This window comes from Rhizobium sp. CF080, assembly GCF_000282095.2.
GTDB lineage: Bacteria > Pseudomonadota > Alphaproteobacteria > Rhizobiales > Rhizobiaceae > Neorhizobium.
This window is the reverse complement of sequence record NZ_AKKC02000011.1, coordinates 47,932-74,708: the sequence shown is the minus strand read 5'-3', so window position 1 is coordinate 74,708 and position 26,777 is coordinate 47,932. Positions and strand designations below refer to the sequence as shown.

Sequence of the window (26,777 nt, the reverse complement as noted above, 5' to 3'; positions counted from 1 at the left end):
CTCAGGACTCGTTAAATCACATCCAGAAGATGACGGCTACAGCGATGCATATGCTTGAGAAATAGGTGTGTGCGCAGCGGTCGTATCTGGTGTGAATCCGCCTCCAGTCCTTGAGCCTGCCGAACATGTTTTCGATCTTGTGGCGCTTTTTGTAGAGCGTCGGATCATGTGGGATGACGCTCTTGCGGTTTGCCCGAGATGGAATGCAGGCCGTGATCTTGCGTGCGGCCAAGGCGTCTCGAAACCAGTCGGCGTCATAGCCCTTGTCGGCCAATAGGGTCTTGGCCTTGGGAAAGGCGGCGAGCATTTTCGCTGCCCCTTTGTAGTCGCTCATCTGCCCTTCGCTCAGAAGCAGGATGAGCGGTCGACCATGACCATCGCAGACGGCATGCAGCTTGGAGTTCAATCCACCTTTGGTGCGTCCGATACGTCGGGGAACATCCCCTTTTTTAGCAGACTGGCTGCGGTGCGGTGGGCTTTCAAGTGGGTCGCGTCGATCATCAACTGCTCGGGCCTGCCGCGTCTAGCGGTCAGTTCGGCCAAAATCCGGTTGAACACGCCGAGCCTGCTCCAGCGGATGAAGCGGTTGTAGATCGTCTTGTGCGGGCCATATTCCTTGGGCGCGTCGCGCCACCGTAGCCCGTTGGGTAAAACGAAAATAATGCCGCTCAAAATCAGTCGATCGTCAACGCGCGGAATACCGTGGGACAGCGGGAAGTACGGCTCGATCCGACGCATCTGCGCCTCCGACAACAACAGCAAATCACTCATCGCAGGGCTCCTTTCGATCCGAATGAATCAAAGCCACCGCGACGCTGCAAGCTATTTAATGGCTCCTGAGCCTAGTTCAAATTTTCATCGTACTCCCATCACTCACGGAATCTTGCGACATCCTCTGATTCTCGATTGCTGAAAGCATTTTGAGCGCTGGATATAAAGTAGCTGACACGTCACGGGCGCTCGGTACTTCACGAACCATCGAACGCCATGAATCTGAACAAACGCTTTGTCGCGAACAGAAAACTTCAGAAACGAATTTCCGGTAGGTGGATTTCCAATTAACCATCAAAGGCTTTTATCGAGCTGAAAATTTCTTCAGACGCGACTCTGCGGTCGAGATAGCGCCCGCCCATTTACGCCAAATTAATGATCCACTCCCATCTGATGAGCCGCAAACCAATTGCACTTAGGGTATCCATGTGGCTTGATAACTAGCGATTTCGGGATTACGGGGAAATTGTGCGCTTCGACGGAACGACCATTGAGGACGTTTTATTAATTACGCCGAAGAAATTTGGCGATTCCCGAGGCTTTTTCATCGAAGCGTTCCGGGCAGATCTCTTCGAATCAGAAGTAGGCCCTTTTGTATTCGTACAGGACAACCGGTCATATTCGGCTGAAGTTGGGACCATCCGCGGGCTGCATTTCCAGGCCCATCCTCGTGCCCAGGGCAAACTGGTCTCCTGTTCGAGCGGCGCAATCCTGGATGTCGCCGTCGATATCCGCACTGGATCGCAGACCTATGGCAAATTCGTGGCGGTGGAACTGTCAGCGGAAAACGCCCTTCAGCTTTGGCTGCCGCCCGGGTTCGCACATGGGTTCTGCACGCTGACGGCAAATACCGTCGTCTCCTACAAGGTGACCGACTATTACAGTGCAGAACATGATCGCGGCCTGCTCTGGAACGATCCGGCGGTCGGGATCGAATGGCCTGTTACTGCGGACAAGGCTATCCTGTCGGAAAAGGACCAGAGGCAGCCGACGCTCGCAGAACTTCCGTCCAGCTTTATTTACGCTGCCAACAACGAGATCGGCAAACGCAGTCGGGGCCAGTAACGAAAGTTCCTTGGGGGATTTCAGAGCATGCGCGTACTAGTGACGGGTGGGGCAGGTTTCATCGGATCGGCGGTCATCCGACATCTCGTGCTCGAAAAAGGATACGAGGTCCTGAACGTCGACAAACTCACCTATGCCGGCACGTTGACCTCCCTCAGATCCGTCGAGGCCAAGCCGTCCTACCGGTTCTCGAAGATCGATATATGCGATGCCGCGGCAATAAGCTCTGCAATTTTGACGTTCAAGCCGGACCGGGTGATGCATCTGGCTGCCGAAAGCCACGTCGACCGCTCCATCCTCGGTGCACGGCAATTTATCGAGACCAATATACTCGGCTCGTTCACCGTGCTCGAATGCGCGCGAGCCTATTGGCAGGCACTCGCCCCTCAGGACCGAAACGGGTTTCGCTTTCTCCATGTTTCGACCGACGAGGTGTACGGCTCTCTGGGGCTGGACGGATTATTCTCGGAAACGACCCCCTACGATCCGAGCTCGCCTTATTCGGCATCGAAGGCCGCATCGGACCATCTGGCCAAGGCATGGGCGCGCACCTATGGAATGCCGGTCATCATCTCCAACTGCTCGAACAATTACGGCCCTTTTCATTTCCCCGAAAAGCTGATCCCGCTGACGATCCTCAATGCGCTGGAGGGCAAACCGCTGCCGGTATACGGAAGTGGCGACAATATTCGCGACTGGCTTTTCGTCGAGGATCATGCCCGAGCATTGGATCTCATAGCCGAGCGGGGCCGGATCGGAGAAACCTACAATGTCGGCGGTCGCAACGAACGCCGCAATATCGATGTCGTGAAGCGCATCTGCGCAATCCTGGACGATCTGCGCCCAATCGGACACCCCCGCAAGGAGCAGATTCATTTCGTGACCGACCGGCCCGGACATGATGCCCGTTATGCGATCGACGCGACGAAGCTGGAAACGGAATTAGGCTGGAGGGCGCGGGAGAGCTTCGACAGCGGGATCGAAAAGACGGTGCGCTGGTATCTCGACAATGAATGGTGGTGGGCGCCGCTGCGCGGAGAATACGACGGCCACCGCCTCGGATTGATCAGGACCGGGACCGGATGATGCGTGCACCCAGGCGATACGTAGTCACCGGCATTAGGGGACAGGTCGCCCAATCTCTCCTCGAAAATGCAAACAGGCGAAGCGACGTCGAAATTATTCCGCTCGGCCGTCCCGAACTCGATTTAGCCGCACCAGAGACTATCGCCGCGACCGTCCAGGCTGCCCGCCCCGATCTCATCGTCTCCGCAGCCGCCTTCACCGGGGTCGATCTCGCGGAGACAGATGCGGCGACGGCCATTTCCATCAACGCCACAGGCCCTGGTGAACTAGCGCGGGTAGCGGCAACGCTCCGGGTCCCTATCGTTCATCTCTCCACCGACTATGTCTTCGACGGCAGCAAGCCTTCCCCATATGGCGAATCCGATCCCGTCGCCCCCCTTGGCGTCTATGGCCGCTCGAAGCTGATGGGCGAGCAGAACGTGGCTGCGGCAACTGAAGACTATGCCATCCTTCGCACTGCCTGGATCTACAGCCCGTTCAGCCGGAATTTCTTGCGCACGATGCTGAAGAGCGCGGAGACTAAGGAAGAGGTGCGGATCGTCGACGATCAGATCGGCAATCCGACTTCGGCAATCGATATTGCCGGTGCCATCATCGCCGTCGGGCAAAACCTGCTGGCTTCAAACGATCCCGCTTTGCGCGGCATCTTTCATATGGCCGGAACGGGCGCGGCGAGTTGGGCGGATTTCGCAGACGAGATTTTCAAGATTTCGGCTGCGAATGGCGGACCTTCGGCACAGGTCATCCGCATACCAACCAGCGACTACCCGACACCCGCGCGGCGGCCGGCCAATTCACAACTGGACTGTTCAAGACTGCACCAACGCCACGGCATTGTCATGCCCGATTGGCGGGCATCGACGGGATACGTCGTCAGGCGCGTGCTGCAGTCAGCCGACTTCGAAAACAGAAAATTCGGGGAATGAACGAATGAAGGGAATTATTCTCGCCGGCGGCAGCGGTACGCGGCTACACCCGATGACTCAGGTGATGTCGAAACAGCTCATGCCGATCTACGACAAGCCGATGATATATTATCCGCTGTCCACGCTGATGCTGGCGGGAATCCGCGAGATTCTGATCATATCGACACCGAAAGACCTCCCGAATTTCCAGCAATTGCTCGGCGACGGTTCCCAATGGGGGCTCTCGTTGTCCTATGCGGAGCAACCCTCTCCGGATGGTCTGGCACAAGCCTATATCATCGGAGCCGACTTCGTTGGTTCCAGCTCGTCCTGTCTGATCCTTGGCGATAACATCTTTTTCGGCCATGGCATCACCGACCTTTTCAAAAGCGCCATGGCGCGGGAAAGCGGAGCCACGGTGTTTGCCTATCACGTCAATGATCCGCAACGTTATGGCGTGGTCGAGTTCGACAAGCAGATGAAAGCGGCGTCGATCGAAGAGAAGCCGGAACGTCCCCGCTCCAACTGGGCCGTCACCGGCTTATATTTCTACGACAAGGACGTCATCGACATCGCGGCCAACCTGAAACCATCGGCACGGGGGGAACTGGAAATCACCGACGTCAATCGCGCCTATCTCGAACGCGGAACGCTACATGTGGAGATGATGGGACGCGGTTATGCCTGGCTCGATACCGGAACACCCGATAGCCTGCTGGAAGCATCCGAATTTGTCTCCACGCTTGAACGCCGACAGGGCGTCAAAATCTGCTGCCCTGAAGAAATCGCCTATCGGTTGAGTTTTATAGACGCCGACCAACTTGAACGCATCTCCACCCAGTACGGCCGGAGTGCTTACGGACAATATCTAACGGCGCTTCTACGGGATTCCACGCAGCATCAGACCCACGGAGGCTAGAAACGATCACTGCTAGGCTCAGGAACCATTAAATAGCTTGCAGCGTCGCGGTGGCTTTGATTCATTCGGATCGAAAGGAGCCCTGCGATGAGTGATTTGCTGTTGTTGTCGGAGGCGCAGATGCGTCGGATCGAGCCGTACTTCCCGCTGTCCCACGGTATTCCGCGCGTTGACGATCGACTGATTTTGAGCGGCATTATTTTCGTTTTACCCAACGGGCTACGGTGGCGCGACGCGCCCAAGGAATATGGCCCGCACAAGACGATCTACAACCGCTTCATCCGCTGGAGCAGGCTCGGCGTGTTCAACCGGATTTTGGCCGAACTGACCGCTAGACGCGGCAGGCCCGAGCAGTTGATGATCGACGCGACCCACTTGAAAGCCCACCGCACCGCAGCCAGTCTGCTAAAAAAGGGGATGTTCCCCGACGTATCGGACGCACCAAAGGTGGATTGAACTCCAAGCTGCATGCCGTCTGCGATGGTCATGGTCGACCGCTCATCCTGCTTCTGAGCGAAGGGCAGATGAGCGACTACAAAGGGGCAGCGAAAATGCTCGCCGCCTTTCCCAAGGCCAAGACCCTATTGGCCGACAAGGGCTATGACGCCGACTGGTTTCGAGACGCCTTGGCCGCACGCAAGATCACGGCCTGCATTCCATCTCGGGCAAACCGCAAGAGCGTCATCCCACATGATCCGACGCTCTACAAAAAGCGCCACAAGATCGAAAACATGTTCGGCAGGCTCAAGGACTGGAGGCGGATTCACACCAGATACGACCGCTGCGCACACACCTATTTCTCAAGCATATGCATCGCCGTAGCCGTCATCTTCTGGATGTGATTTAACGAGTCCTGAGCCTAGGAGATAAGGCAAGTTCGCAGCAACTCCACGATATCAGAAGAGCTAAATATCGTTTGACGCCCACCATTCGCTTGTCATGGGCCTCTCCTCTATTTCACCCGATCCAAAGCTGCGATTTGCTGTGCGGCGATGGCGACGGCAGCATCGCTGAGATCGCGGACGATCATGGCGATCTCGGCCTCCTGCTTGAGCCGTTTCTTGGACAGCCTGCGCTTCGACTGGCCGGCGTCGATCATTCCCATGATGTCGAGATCGAGCACGGCCGCGAGGTCGATCAGCGTATCGAGTGCCGGCAGATGGACGCTGCGCTCGATATTGGAGACGCTTTCCGGCGTCTTGCCGATCTTGGCTGCCAGTTCTTCCTGGGTCCAGCGCCGGCGCTCGCGCGCGGCCTTCACCTGCGATCCGATCGCCTGTTTCAATGTATCCGTCATGAAGGCGAAGATGACTTCGTGATTTAGACTTGACCATGAAGCTAACTTTAGCATTGGTCTGTCGCATGAAGTGTGCTTCGGGAAAATGCCGTTCGCCGAAGTCCATCGGAGCTGGAGGCCCACAATGGCGCATGACGACAAAACCGATCCGCCCGTAACGGCATCTCCACTGGCTCTGGCGATCGAGGAGGACCTCAGGTTCGTCGAGGGGATCGCCGCCGTGCTGCGCCATCTTGGCGAAGGCAGAGAACCTATCGAACCCGGCGCGATCGCCACCTTGGCCTTCTGTCTGCACGAGCCGACCGCCCGAATAGTGGCGCTGAGGCGGGCAGCGAGCCGCGCCGACGGCACTTGGGAAGAGATCGACACGATCTAGCGGACATTTAGGGGACATCAGCAAGGGGATGGGATGACGGAAACAGCAGAACAAGCAGGCGGTCTCCTGGCCGCTCCAGCCGCGCCGCCCAATTCGGGCAAGCGCGGATCATCGATCGGCAGGTTCACGCGAGCGATCCTGCTTTATGGCCTCGGCGGCTTCTTCATGATGACGAGCCCTACTTTACTCGGCAAGCAGCGGACGATCGGCCTCAGCTTCCTTGGTGCGGCGGCAAGGGGTGTCGCGCAACAGCGGACAGAGCGCGAGAGGCTGGCGGTGGAACTGGCGGCGCAGAAACACGCGCTCCAGAAGCGGCTTCAGGCTTTGATCGATGCCGAGGCCTACCGCGACAACAGGGTCGTCACCGGGGAGGTCAACGGATGAGTCGGCAAAACTACAAGATCGAGAATGTGGTGGGGCTTGGGCTCCTGATCGCCGCGGCAATCTGGTATTTTGGAGGATCCGGTAATAAGGCCGGATCCCCGGAAACAACCAACAGCAAGACCGCAGAACCCGCCGAGACCTGGCAGGCGGAATATTCCACCTGCGTGCGCGACCTCACCTGTTGGGCAAGCAAATGGCAGGCGGCTGCCGGCCGGAATTGCGGGGTGCCGATCGAGCGCTTGGCGAAGCTGAACTTTAAATGGACCAACCGTACCTTCGAACCTCGGTTGCCGCGGCCGACCTGGCTGAACAGGGAGACCGGCACGCTTACCTATATCGGCGACGGCATCGAGTTCCAGAACGGTTTCGGCGCCTGGATCATCCACACCTACGAATGCGACTACGATCCGTTGTCGGCGCGGGTGATTGCGGTTCGCGCTACACCTGGCCGGATCTGAGGTAGAGCGGATGGCACGACACCTTGTTCGCATCATCGGCCACGGCGTTCGACCGCTACTGGCTGCTCTTCTTCTACTCCCCCTGCTGGTGCAGGCTTCGGTCGCCGGCTGGGATTACCGCCAGACCAGGGACGAGATGCGCGGCATAACCGTCTCCTTCGCCTCGGTGGTCAGTGACAACGGCGCAGAATCATCATGGCCCGCCGGGCCGAAAAGGGTTCAGCTGACGCTCCGCAGCCGTAATCCGAAAGATCTTAGCGTCGACCTCACGACCGATAGCGGCCACTTCGCCTGCTTCGACGGAGCGGCGGTCGCGGTCAAGTTCGACGACGGCCCGGTCGAGGACTATCAGTGCGACACGCCCAACGACGGAGGCACACAGCAGATCTTCCTGATAGATGCTTTCGGCTTCTTCGCCAAATTGAAGCGCTCCGGCAAGGTGACTATCGAACCCACCTTCTTCGGCAATGGACGCCATCAGTTCACCTTCACCACCGCCGGGCTCGGCTGGACGTGATGGGTGCGGGACGGACCGTGGGATAAGACCAAGGCGGGCGTCGCTTCCGGCACCCGCCTTGTTTTACACTGCTTCAAGCCATACCGATGCATGCCGCCTAACCTCAGCGCCGTCTCCGCATGCTAGGTATCCTTCCGCGTGGCCGCTCATCGCCTCTCTGCCGGGCCTGCGCTCGCCGCTCCCCCAGGAAAGCCATGAACTGCGTCATGCTATCGACCATGTCGTCGTGCTTTCCGGTGGGGAAGCTAAGGCACTCCCGCCGGAAGTCGGCGAGCCAGCGCACCTCGGCAGGCAGCCAGAACGCCCCATCCATGATCCGGCTGACGGCACTGGCGAAACGGATCTCCTTCTCCACCCTGGGCCGCATGCCGCAAAGCTGGCCCCGGCGCAGACCCTCCTCGCGGTTCAGTTCCTTGAGAAGGGAGACTCCCGATCCCGTCCGTTCAATCAAAATGTGGCCGGGGCTCCACCGGCTCCTTTCCCGCAGGATGCGATGCTTCAAAGCGTTGTAGGACAACCTCTCACGGATGACGTCGAGCAGGTACTAGCCCTCGTCCCGGTAACCCCAGGTCGTTCCGGCGGAATAATCCGCGGTCAGCTCTTCCGACCATGCCGTATCCCAGCTCTGGACGACCCAGCGGAAGTCCTCCCGTTGGAGCTCTTCATCATAGGTCTTGAAGATACTCCAATCGAGCAGCCCACCGCCGTCCGGGACTGGGTTCTGCTGGTACTGGGTCTCGAACACCTGTGAACCCATCGCGCGCCGGTACATGTCCAGGGTCTCCCGCGATTCGTTCTGCGGAAAGAGCACGTCTCCGACACAGCGGTGGTGAACCGTGCCATCTCCGATCATGATGATCTCGTCTTCAACCGCGATCGCGGGCAGGTTGAGATGCTCGAAACACCCAAGCGACAGAAGGTGGGCTGCGGCGTCCTCTTCATGCAGGCGCTGCTGGATGGCGATCAGGCACCCGCGCGCCTTGTTGTTGAACCGGCTGAGGAGCGACCCGCTGATATAATCCCGAACACGCTGCCGTTCGGCTTCCGACGTCGCGTCAAGTGCCTTCATCGGGTCGTCGATGATGATATAGTCGGCGCCAAATCCCGTAACCGAGCCGCCGATCGACGTGACGCGGATACCACCGGTCTGGGGCGTCAGGAGGTCAGGCCCCGACACGCTGATCCGGACCTGGGGGAAAAGCTCCTGATAGTACCGTGAAGTGATCAGCCGCCGCAGGCCCAACATGATCAGGTTGCTAAGGTCTGCGGCATAGGTCGTGATGATGATCTTGGCATGCGGGTTACGCCCGAGGATGAACGCCGGCGTAGCAATCGACGCGCAGATCGTCTTCAGATAACGGGGCGGCAGCGTGATCAACAGGAACCGACTCTCCAGGCTTACACAGCGCTGAAGCTGGTGGGTCATGGCCCGAACATGCCAGTTGTCGATATAGCTGCTACCCCCGTCATGGAGAACGTCGAACGCGCCCCAGACGAACTGATGGAGATTGTCGCGCCGCGCCGCGGTAAGGCACTGACGGATCATCGTCTGCGCAATGGGCGCGAGGCGAGCATCGGAAGGTGCGTTGAAGTTCATTCCTCGACCTCCAGTCCGGCGCCCATATCAAGCAGGAAGTGGCTCAGGCCAAAGGCTTCGATAGCCTTACGGGCATCGGCCTTGGAAAGCCCGGTCCTAAGCATCTGATCGAGCTGTAGCGCAGCGTACGCGCGCATGTCGCTGTCGGATACCGCCGACTCGCCGGCCGCGCCCCCTGCCGCGTTGTCTCCCTCGCCCTCGAACATGCCGAACTGGAGGACGAGTTTATGGAACTCAGCATGGGCCTTCGGGTCTCCTTTCACGGCTTTCTGCAGCAATTGCTCATAGGGCACCATCATGCTGGGCATAGTTAGCCGCTTGCCGTTCCGATTGATGGTCACCGGGCGCAGCAGCATCTCCTGGAGGCGAGTCTTCAAGCTTTTGGCTCCCTTCGGCCGCCCTTTTGGGTTACCGCACTGACCCTTCTTGAACTGCGTATGCTTCGGTGGCTTGCCGTAACCGACGTCGTAGTCGCCGCCACCCTTGCCCGCGACCTTGCCACCACGCTTGAGGGGAGATGCATCGGCGGCCGTGTCGGCGGCCGGGGGCGGCGCATAGGCACCGCCTCCCCCAGCCTCGGCTTGGGCGAAAGAGGCTTCGATCGCCTGTTCGATCGGCGCCTGGCCCTTGCGCGCCACTTTCGCATCGACATCGATCTGCTCCACGTCCGCCGACCCTTGTCTGGGTCGGCTGCGCTGGTGGATCTTCGGCTTATCACTCATCGGCCGCCTCCATCTGCTGAGCCGTGCCCGCGCGGCTGCGCTTGCGGATGACGACAGAAGGCGGGTCGGGATCCTCGGCCGGTACCGCTTGCGCCTGCGCCTGGCGCATCCTTCCCATCTCGGCGAACGTCTTGCCGGTCACGGCATGCACGGCCTCGATGCCGGCGAAGGCCTCGAAGCGGCGGACGATGGTGTCCGCGTAAAGCGAATCAATCTCGACGCCATGGCAGACCCGGCCGCACTTATGCGCCGCAATCAGCGTCGAGCCGGAGCCCAGGAAGGTGTCGATGACGATATCGTTGACTTCGGTGACGTCCTTGATCGCCTCCACGAGGAGGTTGACCGGCTTGACCGTCGGGTGCATGGCGAGCGCTTCGTCGCGGCCACGGCCGAATGACGCCATGCCCGGATGGTCCCACACATTGGTGCGATATCGGCCATTGCTTCCGAGCTGGACGTTGTTGAGGTGAGGCGCGCTCCCCTTCTTGTAGACGAGGCAGAGCTCGTGCTGCGAGCGGTAGAGAGTGCCCATGCCGCCCGTCCCCTTGTTCCAGACGCAGAGATTGATCTGGCTGAGGCCGCAGGCGTCGAGCGCCGACATGTAGACGCCGGCGCCGCGCCAATCCATGAAGCCGTAAAACAGGCCGCCGTCGATCAGGTATTCGCAGGCGAGCGCCGAAGCCTTGGTCAGGAATTCGAGGAACTCCTCTTTCGACATCTGGCCGGAAGCCATCGCGAACTCGCGGTGCCTGAACTTGCCGAGACCGCTGACGAAGCCCTGCACGGCGACATTGTAGGGCGCGTCCGTCAGCACCATGCGCGCTGTCCGGCCGTCCATCAGCGCCTCCAGGACCGCCGGATCGAGGGCGCTCCCGCAGATGATGCGGTGCTTGCCGAGCTGCCAGATATCTCCAGGTTCGGTCACGGCCGGTCCCGGTGCGGCCTCGGGCAACCTGTCCGCCTCATCCGGCTTGGCCGGTTTAGCCGCCTCGGCCTGCTGGCCGATCAGGTCGATCTCCGGCGTCGTGAACGAGATCGCATCGAGGTTGAAGTCGATCGTCACCAGCAAGTCGAGTTCGGCCTTCAGCTCGGGAAAGTCCCACTCGGCGAGCTCGGCCAGCCGGTTGTCGGCGATCTTGAAGGCACGCTTGTCGTCCTCCGACAGATGATTGACCTCTACGCAGGGCAGATGGGTGATGCCGAGTCGGCGGGCTGCTTCGACACGCGCGTCACCGGCAAGGACGACGCCCTTCTCGTCGATGACGATCGGGATCAGGTAACCGAACTGGTTGAACGAACCCATCAGGGCACCGATCAGACGTTCGTTGTGAACGCGGGTCTTGCGCAGATGCGGCTTCAGGCAGTCGAGCGGCTGGAGTTCGACCCGATCGACGATCCTGTTGGTGAAGGCCTTGATCTCGGCGGGCAGCAGGCGCCGATGGTCGCTCTTTACCGGCTTCGCAGGGTTGCGCGAGCCTCTGAACCGTTTCCGGAATTGGGGATGGGAAGCATCATTCATTGTCTATGACCTTCTGGAGGCGGAACAGATCCGGCTCGAAGGAAGAGACAGGCGGAAACATACCAACTGTCCCCGGCCCTCGAGCCTGGGTGAAGTTGGCTGCTTCCGTGGACGAAGCCGTCCTTTGATGCTGCCTGTGACCAACCGCAGTTGCGGTTGTGATAAGAGATCTATCGCACTCCGGCAATCGGATCAATAGTTCAGTGTATTAATTAGATTTTACTAAGTGTTCGTCAAATTAACCCTCAACACAACACCTAACTCGCACTCAATGCTTCCGCTTATGCGCTGTGAAGTCCAGACGAAATCACGCCCGTCGGCGCTTCATTACTAAAGAATCCACCCGTTATGCCTCTGCTGAATTCGACATCGTTCGCGAACCTTCCACTGGACTTGCGGCGCAAGGCAAGCATTGCTGTCGTCATCGGGAGCGCAGCACCGCCCTCTCGGATCATCCGCCCGCCTGCTCGCGGGCTTGCGTCAGTACAGGGACCGGATCGGCCGGCTCCCTCGATCCCGGAGAAGACGATGATCAAGACGAATCAACCCATGGACTTCAACGTAGCGAAGTACAGCAAATTTGCGGGGCATGCGAAGCGCGGTCACGACCGCCAAATAGCTGGCGCGGAAACAGTGGTGGCTGAGGAAGTTAGCTCGCCTACGGAACTAGCCACAAAGGCCGCAAGGGTCACGAAAGCTTCTAACGTGATCGAGGCCCTCCGCAGCAAAGACGGCGTTTCGCTTGAATCCATCATGGCCATGACCGGGTGGCAGGCACATTCGGTTCGCGGCTTCCTCTCCGGAACGGTCAGGAAGAAGCTTGGTTTTGACGTCACACGGGGCTCACGAGCCGACGGGGTAGCATATTACCGGATCGTCGAGGGCGTGAGCTCCGAGATTACACCGACAGTCGCAGCCGCCGGCCAGTCGGCTTCCAATCCCGCCGTACCACCCGCTGAACCACGGAGGTCGGAAAGACCCCGCGTAAGGTGTGCGGTCCTCTCCCAGAGCCAGGTATCGGCACCGAGAGCCTAACGATGACAATGAAGGCCAGAACAACAATCGAACAGAAGGTCGCCGCCCTCGGCGATCTTTCCTATGCGGAACTAACAGCAATGTGGGTTAAATCTCATGGCTTCGCGCCACCAAAGGGCGCGAAGCGGCGGTTATTAGAACGCTCGATATCCTTCGATCTGCAGGTCAAGGCCTATGGCACATTATCAAGGGCCGCTCGTAAAGAGCTGAAATCAGCGATGCGAACATATGCTGCGACGCGCCAGCTTTCCGAGGATCGCACAGGTATGCTCTTTAGAGAGCTCAATGAGTCTAAGGGTATGGTGTCGGAAAGCAAGACCAACATGACTTCAGAATCGCATCTCCAACCAGCACCTCAAAAGCCGCGGCTTCCAAAAAAAGCACGACAAGGGGTAATGCTCTCCCCCGGCACGCGGCTTGTGCGGGATTGGAATGGTCGGCGGCACTGTGTCGATGTCGGCGATAAAGGCTTCATCTTCGATGGCAAGACCTACAGGTCGCTTTCCGCCATCGCGCGCAAAATCACCGGCGCACATTGGTCCGGCCCGCGGTTCTTTGGCTTATGAGTACGATCCCGAAACTTCGCTGCGCCGTTTATACCCGTAAATCCACTGAGGAGGGCCTCGACCAGGTTTTCAACTCCCTGGACGCCCAGTGGGAAGCATGCAGCGCCTTCATCGTCTCGCAGAGCGGTCTCGGCTGGACGCTCGTCCCTGACCGTTACGACGACGGAGGTATCTCGGGGGGCACGATGGAGCGCCCTGCCCTGCAGCGCCTTCTCCAGGATATTGAGGATCGCAAGATTGATGTGGTGGTGGTCTATAAGATCTACCGCCTCACTCGGTCGCTCACGGACTTTTCTCGTATCGTCGAAATCTTCGACAAACAATCAGTCTCCTTTGTCTCCGTCACTCAGCAATTCAATACAACCACGTCTATGGGAAGACTGACCCTCAACGTGCTTCTCTCCTTTGCTCAGTTCGAGCGCGAGGTGACCGCCGAGCGAATTCGCGACAAAATCGCTGCCTCCAAGAAGAAGGGCATGTGGATGGGCGGTGTCGTGCCGCTTGGGTATCGAGTGCAGGGGCGCAAGCTGATCGTCGATGAAGAGGAAGCTGAGACTGTCCGCTATCTTTTCGAACGATACCTGCACCTGCGGTCTATAAGGGGGCTTGTTGACGAATGCGGGAGGGTCAAACCATTTCGATCCGAACGACGCGGAACGTTGGGCAGCCCCTTCGGCCGCGGGAACCTCAGCCACCTCCTGACCAATCCAATTTACATCGGCAAGATCCGTCACAAGACCAATATTTACGACGGCGAGCATGTGCCGATTATCGATCCAGATCTCTTCGCGCAGGTTCAACAGTGTCTGGCGGACCAAAGATCGAAGCGATTTTCATCCACCAATCAGCATTATCCGCATTTGCTCACGGGCATCGTTTTTGATGATATCGGCGACAAACTTATCACATTTTATGCGTCGCCAAGGGGGAAGCGCTACCGCTACTACAGCTCGTCGCGACTGAAGCGGCCCAAGGAGAAAGACGATAGCGCGTGGCGCGTTCCCGCGCCTGAACTGGACCGTATCGCCATCTCGCAGTTCAAACACCTCCTCACCGATAAAGCACGACTAACACGGTGGTTGGAGGCGGACGGGAATGAACAGCAGATCGGCAAGGGTATCGCCATGGCAGAGAAGATACTGGATGCCGACAAGCCGAGCAGCACCGAAAACCAACTACGAGACACCCTCCGCCAGGTATTCAAGCGGATCGACCTCGGCAGTAATGCGATCACGTTCACTTGGGATCGTAGAGCGCTGATCGATGCTCTCACGGGAAGGGTCAAAGAGAAAGGCCAGGATTCGAGCGAAGACGCCGACTGCCTCGAAACGCTAGTACTTCCCATCGCGATGAAGCGACGCGGTGTTGAGTTCCGCATGGTCGTCACCAACGGTGACGCTCCTAACCGGAGGCCAGATCCATCGCTGGTGCAATTGATCGCGAAAGCCCATTGTTATCTGGCCAGCCTCACCGACGGCTCAGGGCGAAGCCTCACGGATGTGGCGCGTCGCTACCAGACCGAGCTCTCGGAGGTCAGCCGAATCCTGCCGCTCGCTTTCCTCGCCCCATCAATTACCGAGGCCATACTCGCCGGTCGCCAGCCAGCATCGCTGACAACCCAACGGCTGCTCCGCATGTCCGATCTACCGCTGATGTGGGACGAGCAGATCGACCGCGTCGCTTGAGACGCGCCTCTTGCGTCACCGAAACGTCCAATCCATGCGGCGCCTCACTCACCGGGGGCGCCGTATGGATTCGGGCGTGCTATTTCATCGAGCTATCCGATTCCGGTAATGCAGAGGCGCCGACATAGCCCCTCGCCGAAAACGACTTGGATACGGAAAATAGCGAACTGAGACGGCCGTGCTGAAAACAGTGACGAAGCCCGAATTCCGTGACCAACTAACCAAGTCGATTAACAGGCCCCACCCTAACATACGGAAATGTCGCCGCTATTTCGATACGGTGCAAAATCCGCGAATACCGCTGGACTGAATGGTGGGCCCGGAGGGACTCGAACCCCCAACCAAGCGGTTATGAGCCGCCGGCTCTAACCATTGAGCTACAGGCCCGCCGATCCGGCAGAAGTGGGGCGCAATGGTCCGCCGTCACCCGGAGGTCCGCTCTAACGCAATTCACGAGATGCTACAAGCCGTTGCCGCAATAGCTTCACAATCAACCGGCAGGTAGGCTCGTCTGGCGCGAACATGCCGAGCCGATTCCCGGTTTGAGTCTGTTCGCGCGGCAGATGGAACATGACGGGCCGGTCCGGGGAAACAGCGTCCCCCCGCCCGGACAATCGGGGAGAACATCCATGCGCAGAGCGCTTTCGTCGTCACGTCTCGTCCTTGCTGCCGTATTTGCCGGTGCGGTCGCCGTCTCTTCTGCGGCCCCGGGTTTCGCGCAGGATATCCGCCCCCGCGAACCGGTCATCAACGTGCTCGGCGAAGGCCAGGCCTCCGTTGCGCCGGACATGGCGGTCCTGACGCTCTCGGTGGTTCGCAACGGCCAGACGGCGCAGGCCGCACTTTCGGCCAGCAGCGCCGCCATGAAGGATGTGCTTGTCGCGCTGAAGGGCGACGGCATCGCCGATCGCGATATCCAGACCAGCAATTTCTCGATCTTTCCGCAATACCGCCATACCGAGCCGAAAAATGGTGTCATGGAGCCGCCGCAGGTGGTCGGTTATGAGGTTTCCAACACGCTCACCCTCAAGGTCCGTGATCTCCAGAAGCTCGGCGGCCTGATCGACCGTTCGGTGAAGCTCGGCGTCAACCAGGGCGGTCAGATCACCTTCACCAACGACAAGCCGGACGACACGATGACCGAGGCCCGCAAGAAGGCTGTCGCCGAGGCGCTCGCCAAGGCAAAGACGCTGACGGAAGCGGCCGGCGTCAAGCTCGGGCGGATTCTTGAAATCAGCGAGAATTCCATGCGCCCGGCCCCTCAGCCGATGGTGCGCATGGCGATGGCCAAGGATATGGCCGCCGAGGCGGTTCCTGTCGCCGGCGGCGAAAACACCTATACGGTGACCGTCAACGTCACCTTTGCCCTTGAGCAATAGATGGCGCGCTCCTGAACAAGAGCCGGGCGCCTTCTCGCAATGGCGCCCGCCTCGGAGCAATAACGGAAAATAAAACGCCCCCGCCAGGTCGTCAGACCTGGCGGGGGCGCTTGTCCTCCGTCAACGGGCGATGGAGACGGAAGGGGCTTTCTGGTAAAATTTAGCGGCGGATGACCGGGCAGCCGCGCTCGTTGGCGAACATGATGCGGTCCGGGCCGCGGCGGCCGAAACCGGCAACGACCACGACGCGGCGGCCAGCATCCACGACGCGGGCGCGGCGCAGGCCCATGCGGCTTGCCTTTTCTTCTGCCAGCCCGGGAGCGCAACCGCGCGGGCCGCGATCCGGACGCCAGTCGCGATCGCCGCCACGATCCGGGCGCCAATCGCGATCACGGTCGCGGTACTGCACCTGGATGGCAAAGTCCGGGCCGGCGGCAGCAGCCGTCGGGGCTGTGGCGGAAAGACCGGTGAGCGCGATGAGAGCGGCCACGCCGGCTTTGACGATCATGCTGGTCATAGGATGTTTCTCCGAAATCCGGGCCAGGTTCTGCGGCCCAAGGGTTGTTCTTCTCGCCTTCCCCAGCGATTGGCGCGACCCTAGCCCGGAGCGTCTGAACAAGATCCTAACCTGTCATTCAGCCGGTATTCATCCGTACTCCTGGCGAAAAGGTCACGGCGACAAATGCAGCACGACCTGGCGGACATGCGGGTGGTCGCGATGTTCGAAGAGATAGAGGCCCTGCCAGGTGCCGAGCATCAGCCGGCCGTCCCGGACCGGAATGCCGAGCGAGACGGCGGTCAGCACCGCCTTGATATGGGCCGGCATGTCGTCAGGCCCTTCAGTCGTGTGGGTGACCCAGCGCATGTCGGGATCGGTGGTCGGCGGCACCAGGCGGGAGAAAAAGGTCTTCAGATCCCGGCGCACATCCGGATCGGCATTTTCCTGGATGATCAAGGAACAGGATGTGTGGCGCACGAACACCGTCAACAGCCCTTCGCCCGCTGGCGCGCGGCGCAAAAAGTCCTGCGCCGCGTCGGTGAATTCGTAGAGCCCCTGGCCGCTTGTGGAGATCGAGATCACGGTCTGGGGCATGGGAGCGTCCTTGATTAAGAGTGCCTGCAGGGAACGGCAACTCCTATCATCGGTTGGCTACAATGTCAGGAATGGCTCGAAGCCACCGTAGATCATCCGCTTGCCGTCGAAGACCTTCGTCCACTCGTCTCCGTCAAACCGCGGGTCCTTCATCACCTTGGCATTGATCTCGTCGCGGCGCGCCCGGTTTTCATAGGTGATCCAGGAGAAGATGACGATCTCGTCCTCCTTGGCCTGTACCGCCCGCGGGAAAGAGGTGAGCTCTCCATAAGGTACATCGTCCCCGAGGCATTCCACATAGGACAGTGCGCCATGTTCCATCCACACGGTGCCGGCAAGGCGCGCCATGTCTTTGTAGCGTTCCAGATTGGCCTTGGGCACGGCGAGAATAAACCCGTCGACATAGGGCATGGTTTTCCTCCTTGGTTGCGTCAACACCCCAAGGACGTGGGAGCAAAACCAGAGCCGACAAGGGCAGCAGATTTTTCTTCACCCCTCGAGGGTTTTCACCCGCACAAGCTCCGGGAAGAGCCGTATCCACAGGAGCACGACGATCAGCGTGCCGACACCGCCGATGACACCGGTCGCAACAGGCCCCAGGAAGCCCGCGAGCACGCCGGATTCGAACTCGCCGAGCTGGTTGGAGGTGCCGATGAAGAGCGAATTCACCGCACTCACCCGCCCGCGCATCTCGTCCGGGGTCATCAGCTGCACCATCGAGCTGCGCACCACGACACTGATCGTGTCGGCTGCACCCAAAATCGCCAGGCAGACGATCGACAGCACGATATTGGTCGAGAGCGAAAAGACGATCGTCGCAACGCCGAAGACGGCGCAGGCCACCATCATCCGTCGCCCGACATGGGTCTTCAGCGGCCGGCGTGCCAGGAGCAGCGCCATGCCGAGCGCACCGATCGCCGGCGCTGCACGCAGGAAACCCAGACCCCAGGGGCCGGCATGCAGGATGTCGCGGGCAAAGATCGGCATCAGAGCGGTGGCGCCGCCGAGCAGCACCGCGAAGAGGTCGAGCGAGATGGCGCCGAGGATCACCGGCCGGCTGCGGATGAAGGCAACGCCGGCAAAGACCGAGGCAATCGTCGCCGGTTCCCGCACCGCCGCACGCCGCTCCACATGGAGGAGCGCGACGTTGACGCTGCCGATCAGCAGCAGCGCCGCCGAGATGACGAAAGGCGCGGTCGGATGCAGGCCGTAGAGAAGACCGCCCGCCGCCGGGCCGATGATGAAGGCTGCCTGTTGCAGAGAGGTCGATGTCGCGACGGCCTGCTGAAGCAGCGACGGCGGCACGACGTTCGGCAGCAGCGCGACCGTGCTCGGCTGCTGGAAGGCATTGACCGCGCCGAGCAGGGTCACGGCGACGAAGATCAGCGTCGGCGTGATCCACTGTTCGAAGATCGCCACCGCCAGCATCGCGGCGATCGCCGCCTGGACGAGCTGGCAGATCAGCACGATCAACCGCCGGTCGAAGCTGTCCGCCACGTGGCCGACGACCAGCGTCAGAAAGAAGCGCGGCAGGAACTGGCAGAAGCCGACGAAACCGAGCGCAAAGGCGCTCTGGGTCATGTCGTAGATGATCCAGCTGACGGCGATCGTGATCGCCTGGGAAGCAAGGGCGGTCAGGACCCGCGATGCGGCAAGATGCAGATAGGCAGGGTGATGCAGTACGCTTTGCTTGATCGGTTGCCCTGTATCCATTCCAGCCGTCGCCTGCCGGCTCGCGGAGCCTGCCATCTATAGGAAACTTATAGGTTCCTGTTCCGCCCGAAATGCGGACTTGTCAATCCATATGACGGGCGGATGATGGCGAGGTCATACTATTGCAGTGGCAGCGTCAGAACTGCCCGACCTCAGGCGAACCAAGTTCCTCGATGGAATCGACCCGGTCCGGATAGAAGGCGAGATGTTCCCGGATCCCGGAAACGGCGTCGTAAGGATTCTCATAGGACCAGACGGCATTCTTCGAACGCTCACCACCGGCCAGAATGCTGAAATACGATGCCTCACCCTTGTACGGGCAATAGCTCTGGTGGTCGGTCCGCTCGAGCAGCGCCATATCCACATCCTTGCGCGGAATATAGTGGACGGGCGGATAGGAGGACTCGCGCAAGGTCAGCGAGTTGATGCTGTCGGCGACGACCTTGTCGCCCAGCTTCACCACCACCCGCGCCGGGTTATGCTCGACGGTGATCGGATGATCCGGTCCTGGAATTCTCTGGGCTCTGGCGTTCATGGCTCGTCCTTTCGGGTTCGACGCATGCCTTGCATATAGGGCGCGCCTAACCGTCACCAAGCGGCCGAAGCGGAATGCTCCGGCCAGGGCTGACGAACAATTCCGAACATCAGAAGGTGGTGATCACGCTGATGCCGGGTGTTTCCGACTTGTCCATCGTCATCAGCCCCGGCACCGCCTCTTCCAGGCTGATGCGCCTGGAAATGAGCTGCTGCGGCTTCATCTTGCCGGCCGTCAGCATGGCGAGCATGGCGTCGTACCGCCAGGCCTGCATGCCGTGGCTGCCGTAGATTTCGAGCTCGTGACCGATTACCTGCGCCATCGGGATCGAGGGCGTTGCATGTTCGCCGAGCATCAGCCCGACCTGCACATGCCGGCCGCGGCGGCGCAGGTTCTTGATCGAGTTGAAACAGGTGACAGGATGGCCGAGTGCATCGATCGACACATGCGCGCCACCCTTGGTGATCTCGCGAACCGCCTCGACCACGTCCGGCACGGCACTCGCATTGATCGTTGCAACCGCACCGCACTGGCGGGCGAGCGCCAGCTTGTCCTCGGAAAGATCGATGCCGATCGCGTTGGCGCCGAGTGCCGTAGCGATCATGATGGCAGAGAGCCCTACCCCGCCGCAGCCATGCACCGCCACCCAATCGCCAGGCCCGGTGCGGGCCTGGTCGGCAACCGCACGGAAGGAAGTCGCGAACCGGCAGCCGAGGCTCGCCGCCGTGGCATCGTCGATCTCCTCGGGCAGGTGCACGAGGTTGGTGTCGGCATAGTCGATCGCCACATATTCGGCAAACGAGCCCCAATGGGTGAAACCCGGCTGGAACTGGTTGGGGCAGACTTGGCTGTTGCCGGAATGGCATTCCGAGCAATGGCCGCAGCCGGAGACAAAAGGCACCGTCACCCGGTCGCCGATCTTGAAGCGCATGACGCCCTTGCCGGTCGCCACCACCTTGCCAGCCAGCTCATGGCCCGGCACATGCGGCAGGCGGATATCGGGATCGTGCCCCATCCAGCCATGCCAGTCGCTGCGGCAAAGCCCGGTCGCGCCGACCTTGACCACGACCCCGCCAAAGGTCGGTTCCGGGTCGGGAAGATTGCGGATTTCCGGCGCCTTTTCAAAGGCATCGTAGAACATGGCTTTCATTGGAGACCCCCATCACAAAGCGGGTGAAACATAGTCGCAGCAATCTACCGGTCAACCAAGGGTGATCCCCTACCTGAGGCACATTTGCAGATCGGCCGATCACAAATCCGGAAAGCCGCGCTTGCGCCACTCGCTCCGCGGCACCGGAGCGCCGACATCGTATGCGAAAGAGACGATCTTGGTGGCGTTCTCATTGACCTCGCATCGGAAGCTGAAGTCGTACCATTGCGCATTGGCCCGAAACGAGCCGCGCTTGATCTCGAGAACCCTGCCACTCGGCAGTTCATAAGCCGGTACTATTTCCAGTCTGTAGGATTGCGACGAATGCCGTAACTGCTGGCCCAGTTCCGTTGCGCAGAGCTGGCCGGCACGCACGCCCCGTGGAATGCTGCCCATCGCCGTCGTGGCAATCGGATCGCCCGTCTCGGTCTGCGAAAACAGCGTCTTTGCCTCCTTCAGTTCGAGCGGCTTGCCGGGGGTCGGTGTCTTGGAAGGGTCGCTCTTGGGCGACGCGGTCGGTGGCGCTGTTACGATTTCGGTTTTGGTCGCATCCGGCGAAATCCCAGCGACCGGACCGCTTCGCAATCCGTTGGCTGCCGCAATGCCGACCTCCGGCAGTTGAATATCGTCAGGCACCGGATTGGCCGGTGGCGCCTCCACGACAGTAGGCGCCTCTTTCGCCTGCTTTACCGGCTCGACGGGCTCCGCATCCGCTTTGCTCTCGGCGGTGGGATTGGTCGTTTCCTTCGATGCATTGCCGGTTTCGGATTTCTTCGGCCCCCCATCCTTCTCGCCGAATTCGAAGACAGGACGCAGAACCGGCAAGGGCTGCCCCTTGGCCTGCTCGGCCGAGGGCGGCGGTTCGGCGGGTTTCTCCTCAGGTGCCGGCGGAGGCGGCGGAGGTGGCTCCTGCTTCTTGGCCTCCTCCTGCTTCGGTGGCTCAGGTGGCGGCGGGGGCGGCTCCGCCTTTTTGGCCTCTTCCTGTTTTGCAGGTTCCGGAGGTTTCTTTTCCTCCGGTTTCGCCTCTTCGGCCGGCTTCTTCTCTTCGGACTTCTTTTCTTCGGCCTTCTGCTCTGCCGGTTTCTTTTCGGGTTCTTCCGGCGGAGGCACGATCTCGACCTGGACGCTCTCCTCCTTCTCCGGCTCGGACTGATCGACCGGCAGGTGGAAGAACAGGGCCGCCACGAACACGACATGCACGAGGATGGAGGCAGGGATGCCCCATCTTATGTCGCCGCGCGGCTTTCCAGGTAAATCCGTCATGGCAGCGGATGTAAGATGGAAAGCCGCCCGGATCGAGTCCCCGAGTGATCAAAACACCGCAAAATCCCACTTTCGGGGAGCGAGCTGCACTGCCACCACTCTTCCAAGGGATTTGGAACGAGTTTGCTCATTGCAAACAAACCGACCATATGGTATTTTTATCTTATGTCAAAAGCTCACAGACGCGAAAAACAGCCCGAACAGGTACGGCGATCCCTTCTGGATCATGCAGCGCGATGTGCCGTGGACGAAGGTCTCGGCAGCCTCACGCTTCAAGCGGTCGCCGATGCGGCCTCCGTCACCAAAGGCGGGTTGCTGCATCATTTCCCGAGCAAGCAGACTCTGATCGAAGCCGTTTTCGAAGACCTGCTCGGAAAGCTCGACGTGGAAATCGACCGGCTGATGAGCGAGGACAAAACCGATCGGGGCCGGTTCACCCGCGCCTATGTCGACGCCTTTTTCCAGGTGACCCGCGATGGAGCCGAAAGCCCCTGGGCGGCGCTGTCGATCTCCTGCATGACCGATGGGCGGCTCAGGCAGCTCTGGTCGGAATGGATGCGCGACCGGCTCGAACGCCATGCGCAGACCGACAGTCACCCGGCCTTCAGGCTCGCGCGCTACGCGGCGGATGGCATCTGGCTCGCCAATCTCATGGAGGCGGACGGTTTACCGGCAAAAGAACTTGCCGAACTCCGCGACCACCTTCAAAGCCTTACGAAACAAGAGTAACGAAAATGAACCCCGCAATCCTCACCTACGGCTCGCTTGCCTGTGCAATCGTGCTGGAAGTCATCGGCACGACCTTCCTGCAGCAAAGCCAGCAGTTCACCCGCGCCCTGCCCACCATCCTCATGGGGCTGTGCTATGCGACCGCCTTCTATCTCCTGTCGATCGCCTTGCGCACCCTGCCGGTCGGCATCGCCTACGCGATCTGGAGCGGCCTCGGGATCGTGCTGATCTCGGCCGTCGGCACCATCCTGTTCCGCCAGACCCTCGACACCGCCGCCATCATCGGCCTCGGCCTGATCATCTCCGGCGTCGTGGTGGTCAACGTGTTTTCGAGCTCGGTCGGGCATTGATTGCGAAAGCAGGACTTCCGACCTATACTTCAGGGACAATTCGGAGATCACGATGACCGCGATCACTCTGGCGGAAGCGAAAGAAAAACTCGGCGAACTGATCGACCGCGTCGCCCAAGGCGAGACGGTCGAGATTCTGCGCGACGGTCAGCCGGTCGCGCAGCTGGCGCCACCACGGTCGAAAAAGCAGCCAATCGACTTCGAGATGCTCAAGGCGATCCGGGAGCAAATGCCTCCGCAAAGTGAAGACGCCGGAACATTCATGCGACGTTTCAGGGACGACGAACGCTACTGATGTTCTACGTCGATACATCAGCTCTGATTGCTTTGCTGGTGGGAGAGACATCCGTCGAAAGAGTGCTCGACTGGTTTGCGAAGAACGCAGACCAGCGAACTCTCGTGAGCGAATGGACAATCACCGAGTTTTCGTCCGCGCTCTCCGTAAAAGCGAGACACGAACGAATGCCCCAGGAACTGCGGCAACTGGCGCTGGCTGGCTTCAATCGCATGACCTCTCAATCCCTCGAAATACTTCCAATATTCTCTCGCCACTTCGTCGCGGCCGCACGGCTCGCCGATGATATCGACGTTGGCCTCCGCTCGGGCGATGCACTCCATCTCGCCGTCGCAATGGAAGCCGGCGCTGAAATCGTCACCCTCGACAAGCGGTTCGCTTCCGCGGCAAACACCCTCGGCGGGCGCAGCATCCTCCTGTAACAAAAAACCCGGCCTGCTCTCGCAAACCGGGTCTCTTCTTTTCCAATGGCTGAAACCGCTCAGCTGTCCAGGAAGCTGCGCAGCTTGCGGCTGCGGCTCGGATGCTTCAGCTTCCTCAGCGCCTTCGCTTCGATCTGGCGGATACGTTCGCGGGTGACCGAGAACTGCTGGCCGACTTCTTCGAGCGTATGGTCAGTGTTCATGCCGATGCCGAAGCGCATGCGAAGAACGCGTTCCTCACGCGGGGTCAGCGAGGCAAGCACACGGGTCGTGGTCTCGCGCAGGTTCGCCTGGATGGCGGCGTCGATCGGCAGAAGCGCATTCTTGTCCTCGATGAAATCGCCGAGATGCGAATCCTCTTCGTCACCCACCGGGGTTTCGAGGCTGATCGGCTCCTTGGCGATCTTCAGGACCTTGCGGACCTTTTCGAGCGGCATGGCGAGCTTTTCGGCCAGTTCTTCCGGGGTCGGCTCGCGGCCGATCTCGTGCAGCATCTGGCGCGATGTGCGGACGATCTTGTTGATGGTCTCGATCATGTGCACCGGAATGCGGATCGTGCGGGCCTGGTCGGCGATCGAACGGGTGATCGCCTGCCGGATCCACCAGGTGGCATAGGTCGAGAACTTGTAACCGCGGCGGTATTCGAACTTATCGACCGCCTTCATCAGGCCGATATTGCCTTCCTGAATGAGGTCGAGGAACTGCAGGCCGCGGTTCGTGTACTTCTTGGCGATCGAGATGACGAGGCGAAGGTTCGCTTCGACCATTTCCTTCTTGGCGATACGCGCTTCGCGCTCGCCCTTCTGCACCATGGAAACGATGCGGCGGAATTCGGCGATCGAGATGCCGGTTTCGGTCGCAAGGTTCTGGATCTCCTGGCGGATATCGCGGATCGTCGTGTTCTCGGCACGCGCGAATTCCTTCCAGCCGCGGGCGGCCAGATTGGCGATCGACTTCATCCAGTTCGGATCGAGCTCGGCACCCTGGTACTGTTCGAGGAACGAGTCACGCTTGACGCCGTAGGATTCGGCGAGACGCAACAGGCGGCCTTCGTTCTGCATCAGGCGCTTGGAAATGTCGTAAAGCTGCTCGACCAGCGAATCGACGCGATTCTGGTTGAGCGACAGCGACTTGACCGCGGTGATCAGCTCGTCCTTGAGCTCCTTGTAACGTCGCTCCTGGGCCGACGACAGCGTACCGGTTGCCGCCAGACGCTGCTCGACCTGCTGGTCCTGCAGCTTGCGCAGCTTCTTGTAGGTGTCGGCGATCGTGTCGAGCGTCTCCATGACCTGGGGACGCAGCTCGGCTTCCATCGCGGCGAGAGAAAGGCTCGACTCGTCGTCGTCTTCCTCTTCTTCCTCGAGATTCATGCCTTCGCCGCCGACGGCGGTGATGTCGTCGTCGTTGGCAGCGGAGAAACGAGCCTTGCGGGTCTTTTCCTTCTCCTCGGCAGCCTTGCGGTCGGCCTCGATCTTTTCCGGGCTCTGGAACTGCGGCGCAGCCTTGGCTTCAGGACCGGAATAGGTCGTTTCGAGATCGATGATCTCGCGAAGCAGGGTCGTGCCTTCGTTGAGCTCGTCGCGCCAGATGATCAGCGCCTGGAAGGTCAGCGGGCTCTCACAGAGCCCGGCGATCATCGTTTCGCGGCCGGCCTCGATGCGCTTGGCGATGGCGATTTCGCCCTCGCGCGACAGAAGCTCGACGGAACCCATTTCGCGCAGATACATGCGCACCGGGTCGTCGGTACGGTCGGTCGGCTCTTTCTTCTTGGCGGTTGCCAGCGCCGTGCCGCCGGAGGAGGTGGCGATCTCGCCGCCTTCGCTTTCTCCTTCGTCGCTGTCGTTATCGCTGTCGTCTTCGCCGCCGGTCGTTGCTTCCTCGGCTTCTTCGTCCTCGACGACGTTGATGCCCATGTCGGAGAGCATCGCCATCGTGTCCTCGATCTGCTCGGAGGTGACTTCCTCCGAAGGCAGGACCGAGTTCAATTCGTCCATGGTGACATAGCCGCGCTTCTTGGCGGCCTTGATCATCTTCTTGACGGCGTCGTCGGAAAGATCGAGAAGCGGACCGTCGTGCGAGCCTTCGCGTTCGTTCTCTGCTTCTTCGTTTTCTTTGACTTTTGTTGCCATGTATTTAGTCGCTTTCCCTGAACGCTACTTTCGCCGCGCTTCGTGGCCACCGGCCGAAGACGGGTTTGGCCGCCTTAGCCGCGAATCATTGTCCAACACGTAACGGAATGACCTTTAATTCCCGATTACCATTCGGCGGTCGTTTTTGACTCGAGGATCGCCTGTCAGAGGATCACCGGCCATGTTCGGTGCTATTGACCCACTCCGCCTATTTTGCCTTGAGATGGTGATTCCCACAAATTAACGTTCCGTCAAGCCTTTCCAGAGGTCATACCCAGGAAAAGTCGAAAATATGCCCTTTGACGGGCCTAATAGGGGTACGCTCACCAGAATTAACCGTTATGTAGGCGGTAGACCCTGAAAGACAAGGGTTTGCGTAGACACAAAGACCTATGCTTTTCGTTCGGCATATTCCTCAGCGAGAAGCGCCGTCATACTGGGTTACCGTCAGTGTGGCGATGTCGATTTCCGGCACGCATCTCAGGTTGATCGCGGCCATCTCCGTACCATTCGGCATCGTCGCCTCACTGAAGGGAGCGATACCGCAATTGGCGCAGAAGTAGTGCGTGATGACATGCTTGTTGAACTGATAGGAGGAGAGGTTCTCCCGCAAGGTCGCAAGCTGGAACTGACTGCGCGGAACGAAGGCCAGCAGCACGCCCTTTCGCCGGCAGAGGGAACAGTTGCATTCCATCGCCGTAGCGAACTCGCCCTCCGCCTCGAAGGCGATATTGCCGCAATGACAGCTTCCCGCAATCCGCATCAGGCTCCCTACTCAGCCGACTCATGCGGATACAATAGGGCCGCGTCATCATTC

General features: G+C 60.0%; 32 protein-coding genes and 1 tRNA gene. 17 read left to right on the top strand and 16 right to left on the bottom strand.

Features of this window, described 5'->3' with window-relative positions:
* Nucleotides 1–16 precede the first annotated feature (16 nt).
* A protein-coding gene (locus tag PMI07_RS34495; RefSeq protein ID WP_155956631.1) for an IS5 family transposase occupies nt 17–771 on the bottom strand; the annotation gives its coding sequence in 2 pieces (ribosomal slippage) (nt 17–438 and nt 438–771; 756 coding nt in all).
* 468 nt (nt 772–1,239) lie between these two features.
* On the opposite strand from PMI07_RS34495, the gene rfbC reads away from it, so the two are divergent.
* The 5 genes from rfbC (at nt 1,240) to PMI07_RS34490 (ending at nt 5,588) form a co-directional block, all read left to right on the top strand.
* Nucleotides 1,240–1,836: a dTDP-4-dehydrorhamnose 3,5-epimerase gene (gene rfbC, locus PMI07_RS24370; protein ID WP_007765295.1), complete on the top strand. Its 597-nt coding sequence runs from the start codon at nt 1,240–1,242 to the stop codon at nt 1,834–1,836.
* A gap of 27 nt (nt 1,837–1,863) precedes the next feature.
* Entirely contained in the window at nt 1,864–2,922 is a 1,059-nt protein-coding gene (rfbB, locus tag PMI07_RS24365; RefSeq protein ID WP_007765298.1) for a dTDP-glucose 4,6-dehydratase, read from the top strand.
* Nucleotides 2,850–3,848 (top strand): dTDP-4-dehydrorhamnose reductase, encoded by a 999-nt coding sequence (gene rfbD / locus PMI07_RS24360; RefSeq protein ID WP_348626256.1) that lies wholly within the window; start codon nt 2,850–2,852, stop codon nt 3,846–3,848. The genes rfbB and rfbD overlap by 73 nt, the downstream gene beginning before the upstream one ends.
* A gap of 4 nt (nt 3,849–3,852) precedes the next feature.
* Complete coding sequence (rfbA, locus tag PMI07_RS24355) at nt 3,853–4,746, top strand: glucose-1-phosphate thymidylyltransferase RfbA (RefSeq protein ID WP_007765307.1); 894 nt, start codon at nt 3,853–3,855, stop codon at nt 4,744–4,746.
* Between the two features lie 87 nt (nt 4,747–4,833).
* Nucleotides 4,834–5,588 (top strand): IS5 family transposase gene (locus tag PMI07_RS34490; protein WP_155956631.1). Its coding sequence is split into 2 segments (ribosomal slippage): nt 4,834–5,167 and nt 5,167–5,588, totalling 756 coding nucleotides; the frame shifts between segments, so codons are not numbered across the junction.
* A gap of 110 nt (nt 5,589–5,698) precedes the next feature.
* On the opposite strand, the gene PMI07_RS33795 is transcribed toward PMI07_RS34490, so the two are convergent.
* Entirely contained in the window at nt 5,699–6,043 is a 345-nt protein-coding gene (locus tag PMI07_RS33795) for a helix-turn-helix transcriptional regulator (protein WP_007760696.1), read from the bottom strand.
* Nucleotides 6,044–6,167: 124 nt separating this feature from the next.
* Between PMI07_RS33795 and PMI07_RS24335 the strand changes: the two genes are divergently transcribed.
* From PMI07_RS24335 to PMI07_RS24320, 4 genes are read left to right on the top strand one after another with little or no spacing between them, the layout of a single operon-like run.
* Complete coding sequence (locus PMI07_RS24335; protein WP_007760699.1) at nt 6,168–6,419, top strand: hypothetical protein; 252 nt, start codon at nt 6,168–6,170, stop codon at nt 6,417–6,419.
* Nucleotides 6,420–6,452: 33 nt separating this feature from the next.
* Nucleotides 6,453–6,803, top strand: coding sequence for a hypothetical protein (locus tag PMI07_RS24330; RefSeq protein WP_007760701.1), 351 nt, complete (start codon nt 6,453–6,455; stop codon nt 6,801–6,803).
* On the top strand, nt 6,800–7,261 hold the full coding sequence (locus PMI07_RS24325; RefSeq protein WP_007760703.1) for a hypothetical protein: 462 nt from the start codon (nt 6,800–6,802) through the stop codon (nt 7,259–7,261). The genes PMI07_RS24330 and PMI07_RS24325 overlap by 4 nt, the downstream gene beginning before the upstream one ends.
* 10 nt (nt 7,262–7,271) lie before the next feature.
* Entirely contained in the window at nt 7,272–7,778 is a 507-nt protein-coding gene (locus PMI07_RS24320) for a hypothetical protein (RefSeq protein ID WP_024164104.1), read from the top strand.
* 103 nt (nt 7,779–7,881) lie between these two features.
* Here the strand turns inward: PMI07_RS24320 and terL are convergent, their stop codons facing one another.
* The 4 genes from terL to PMI07_RS24305 are packed head-to-tail and all read right to left on the bottom strand — an operon-like array spanning nt 7,882 to nt 11,616.
* Entirely contained in the window at nt 7,882–8,319 is a 438-nt protein-coding gene (gene terL / locus PMI07_RS33790) for a phage terminase large subunit (RefSeq protein ID WP_081760931.1), read from the bottom strand.
* Nucleotides 8,320–8,322: 3 nt separating this feature from the next.
* On the bottom strand, nt 8,323–9,375 hold the full coding sequence (locus tag PMI07_RS24315) for a hypothetical protein (protein ID WP_007767064.1): 1,053 nt from the start codon (nt 9,373–9,375) through the stop codon (nt 8,323–8,325).
* Complete coding sequence (locus PMI07_RS33785) at nt 9,372–10,097, bottom strand: DUF5681 domain-containing protein (RefSeq protein ID WP_007767062.1); 726 nt, start codon at nt 10,095–10,097, stop codon at nt 9,372–9,374. Before PMI07_RS33785 ends, PMI07_RS24315 begins: the two co-directional genes overlap by 4 nt.
* On the bottom strand, nt 10,090–11,616 hold the full coding sequence (locus PMI07_RS24305; protein ID WP_024164103.1) for a DNA methyltransferase: 1,527 nt from the start codon (nt 11,614–11,616) through the stop codon (nt 10,090–10,092). The genes PMI07_RS33785 and PMI07_RS24305 overlap by 8 nt, the downstream gene beginning before the upstream one ends.
* Before the next feature lie 528 nt (nt 11,617–12,144).
* Between PMI07_RS24305 and PMI07_RS34485 the strand changes: the two genes are divergently transcribed.
* The 3 genes from PMI07_RS34485 to PMI07_RS24290 are packed head-to-tail and all read left to right on the top strand — an operon-like array spanning nt 12,145 to nt 14,902.
* Complete coding sequence (locus PMI07_RS34485; RefSeq protein WP_007774285.1) at nt 12,145–12,651, top strand: DUF3489 domain-containing protein; 507 nt, start codon at nt 12,145–12,147, stop codon at nt 12,649–12,651.
* Nucleotides 12,652–12,653: 2 nt separating this feature from the next.
* On the top strand, nt 12,654–13,217 hold the full coding sequence (locus PMI07_RS33780) for a DUF2924 domain-containing protein (RefSeq protein WP_007774283.1): 564 nt from the start codon (nt 12,654–12,656) through the stop codon (nt 13,215–13,217).
* A complete protein-coding gene (locus tag PMI07_RS24290; RefSeq protein ID WP_007774280.1) occupies nt 13,214–14,902 on the top strand; it encodes a recombinase family protein in 1,689 nt (562 codons plus the stop codon). Before PMI07_RS33780 ends, PMI07_RS24290 begins: the two co-directional genes overlap by 4 nt.
* 311 nt (nt 14,903–15,213) lie before the next feature.
* Here PMI07_RS24290 and PMI07_RS24285 read toward each other — a convergent pair.
* Nucleotides 15,214–15,289: transfer RNA gene (locus PMI07_RS24285), tRNA-Ile, on the bottom strand.
* 242 nt (nt 15,290–15,531) lie between these two features.
* Between PMI07_RS24285 and PMI07_RS24280 the strand changes: the two genes are divergently transcribed.
* The gene (locus tag PMI07_RS24280; RefSeq protein WP_024164102.1) at nt 15,532–16,281 is read left to right on the top strand and encodes an SIMPL domain-containing protein; all 750 of its coding nucleotides are present in this window, start codon (nt 15,532–15,534) and stop codon (nt 16,279–16,281) included.
* A 160-nt stretch (nt 16,282–16,441) separates the two neighbouring features.
* On the opposite strand, the gene PMI07_RS24275 is transcribed toward PMI07_RS24280, so the two are convergent.
* The 7 genes from PMI07_RS24275 to PMI07_RS24245 form a co-directional block, all read right to left on the bottom strand.
* On the bottom strand, nt 16,442–16,798 hold the full coding sequence (locus PMI07_RS24275) for a hypothetical protein (protein ID WP_007770230.1): 357 nt from the start codon (nt 16,796–16,798) through the stop codon (nt 16,442–16,444).
* A gap of 153 nt (nt 16,799–16,951) precedes the next feature.
* Complete coding sequence (locus tag PMI07_RS24270) at nt 16,952–17,374, bottom strand: secondary thiamine-phosphate synthase enzyme YjbQ (RefSeq protein ID WP_007770228.1); 423 nt, start codon at nt 17,372–17,374, stop codon at nt 16,952–16,954.
* Nucleotides 17,375–17,431: 57 nt separating this feature from the next.
* The gene (locus PMI07_RS24265) at nt 17,432–17,785 is read right to left on the bottom strand and encodes a DUF1428 family protein (protein WP_007770226.1); all 354 of its coding nucleotides are present in this window, start codon (nt 17,783–17,785) and stop codon (nt 17,432–17,434) included.
* Nucleotides 17,786–17,863: 78 nt separating this feature from the next.
* A complete protein-coding gene (locus PMI07_RS24260) occupies nt 17,864–19,087 on the bottom strand; it encodes an MFS transporter (protein ID WP_024164101.1) in 1,224 nt (407 codons plus the stop codon).
* A gap of 136 nt (nt 19,088–19,223) precedes the next feature.
* Nucleotides 19,224–19,622 carry a DUF427 domain-containing protein gene (locus PMI07_RS24255; protein WP_007768015.1) on the bottom strand — a complete coding sequence of 133 codons (399 nt, stop codon included), beginning with the start codon at nt 19,620–19,622 and terminating at the stop codon, nt 19,224–19,226.
* Between the two features lie 109 nt (nt 19,623–19,731).
* Nucleotides 19,732–20,772, bottom strand: a complete 1,041-nt coding sequence (locus PMI07_RS24250) for a zinc-dependent alcohol dehydrogenase family protein (protein WP_024164100.1) — start codon at nt 20,770–20,772, stop codon at nt 19,732–19,734.
* Between the two features lie 99 nt (nt 20,773–20,871).
* Nucleotides 20,872–22,035 (bottom strand): DUF930 domain-containing protein, encoded by a 1,164-nt coding sequence (locus PMI07_RS24245; RefSeq protein ID WP_007757013.1) that lies wholly within the window; start codon nt 22,033–22,035, stop codon nt 20,872–20,874.
* Between the two features lie 243 nt (nt 22,036–22,278).
* On the opposite strand from PMI07_RS24245, the gene PMI07_RS24240 reads away from it, so the two are divergent.
* From PMI07_RS24240 to PMI07_RS24225, 4 genes are read left to right on the top strand one after another with little or no spacing between them, the layout of a single operon-like run.
* Nucleotides 22,279–22,764, top strand: coding sequence for a TetR/AcrR family transcriptional regulator (locus PMI07_RS24240; RefSeq protein ID WP_007757014.1), 486 nt, complete (start codon nt 22,279–22,281; stop codon nt 22,762–22,764).
* A 5-nt stretch (nt 22,765–22,769) separates the two neighbouring features.
* Nucleotides 22,770–23,114, top strand: coding sequence for a multidrug efflux SMR transporter (locus tag PMI07_RS24235; RefSeq protein ID WP_007757015.1), 345 nt, complete (start codon nt 22,770–22,772; stop codon nt 23,112–23,114).
* A 52-nt stretch (nt 23,115–23,166) separates the two neighbouring features.
* Nucleotides 23,167–23,409 carry a type II toxin-antitoxin system prevent-host-death family antitoxin gene (locus PMI07_RS24230; RefSeq protein WP_007757016.1) on the top strand — a complete coding sequence of 81 codons (243 nt, stop codon included), beginning with the start codon at nt 23,167–23,169 and terminating at the stop codon, nt 23,407–23,409.
* On the top strand, nt 23,409–23,831 hold the full coding sequence (locus tag PMI07_RS24225; RefSeq protein WP_007757017.1) for a type II toxin-antitoxin system VapC family toxin: 423 nt from the start codon (nt 23,409–23,411) through the stop codon (nt 23,829–23,831). Before PMI07_RS24230 ends, PMI07_RS24225 begins: the two co-directional genes overlap by 1 nt.
* Before the next feature lie 59 nt (nt 23,832–23,890).
* Here the strand turns inward: PMI07_RS24225 and rpoD are convergent, their stop codons facing one another.
* The gene (gene rpoD, locus PMI07_RS24220) at nt 23,891–25,960 is read right to left on the bottom strand and encodes an RNA polymerase sigma factor RpoD (RefSeq protein ID WP_007757019.1); all 2,070 of its coding nucleotides are present in this window, start codon (nt 25,958–25,960) and stop codon (nt 23,891–23,893) included.
* A 415-nt stretch (nt 25,961–26,375) separates the two neighbouring features.
* On the bottom strand, nt 26,376–26,723 hold the full coding sequence (locus tag PMI07_RS24215; protein WP_007757020.1) for a GFA family protein: 348 nt from the start codon (nt 26,721–26,723) through the stop codon (nt 26,376–26,378).
* Nucleotides 26,724–26,777: the final 54 nt, after the last annotated feature.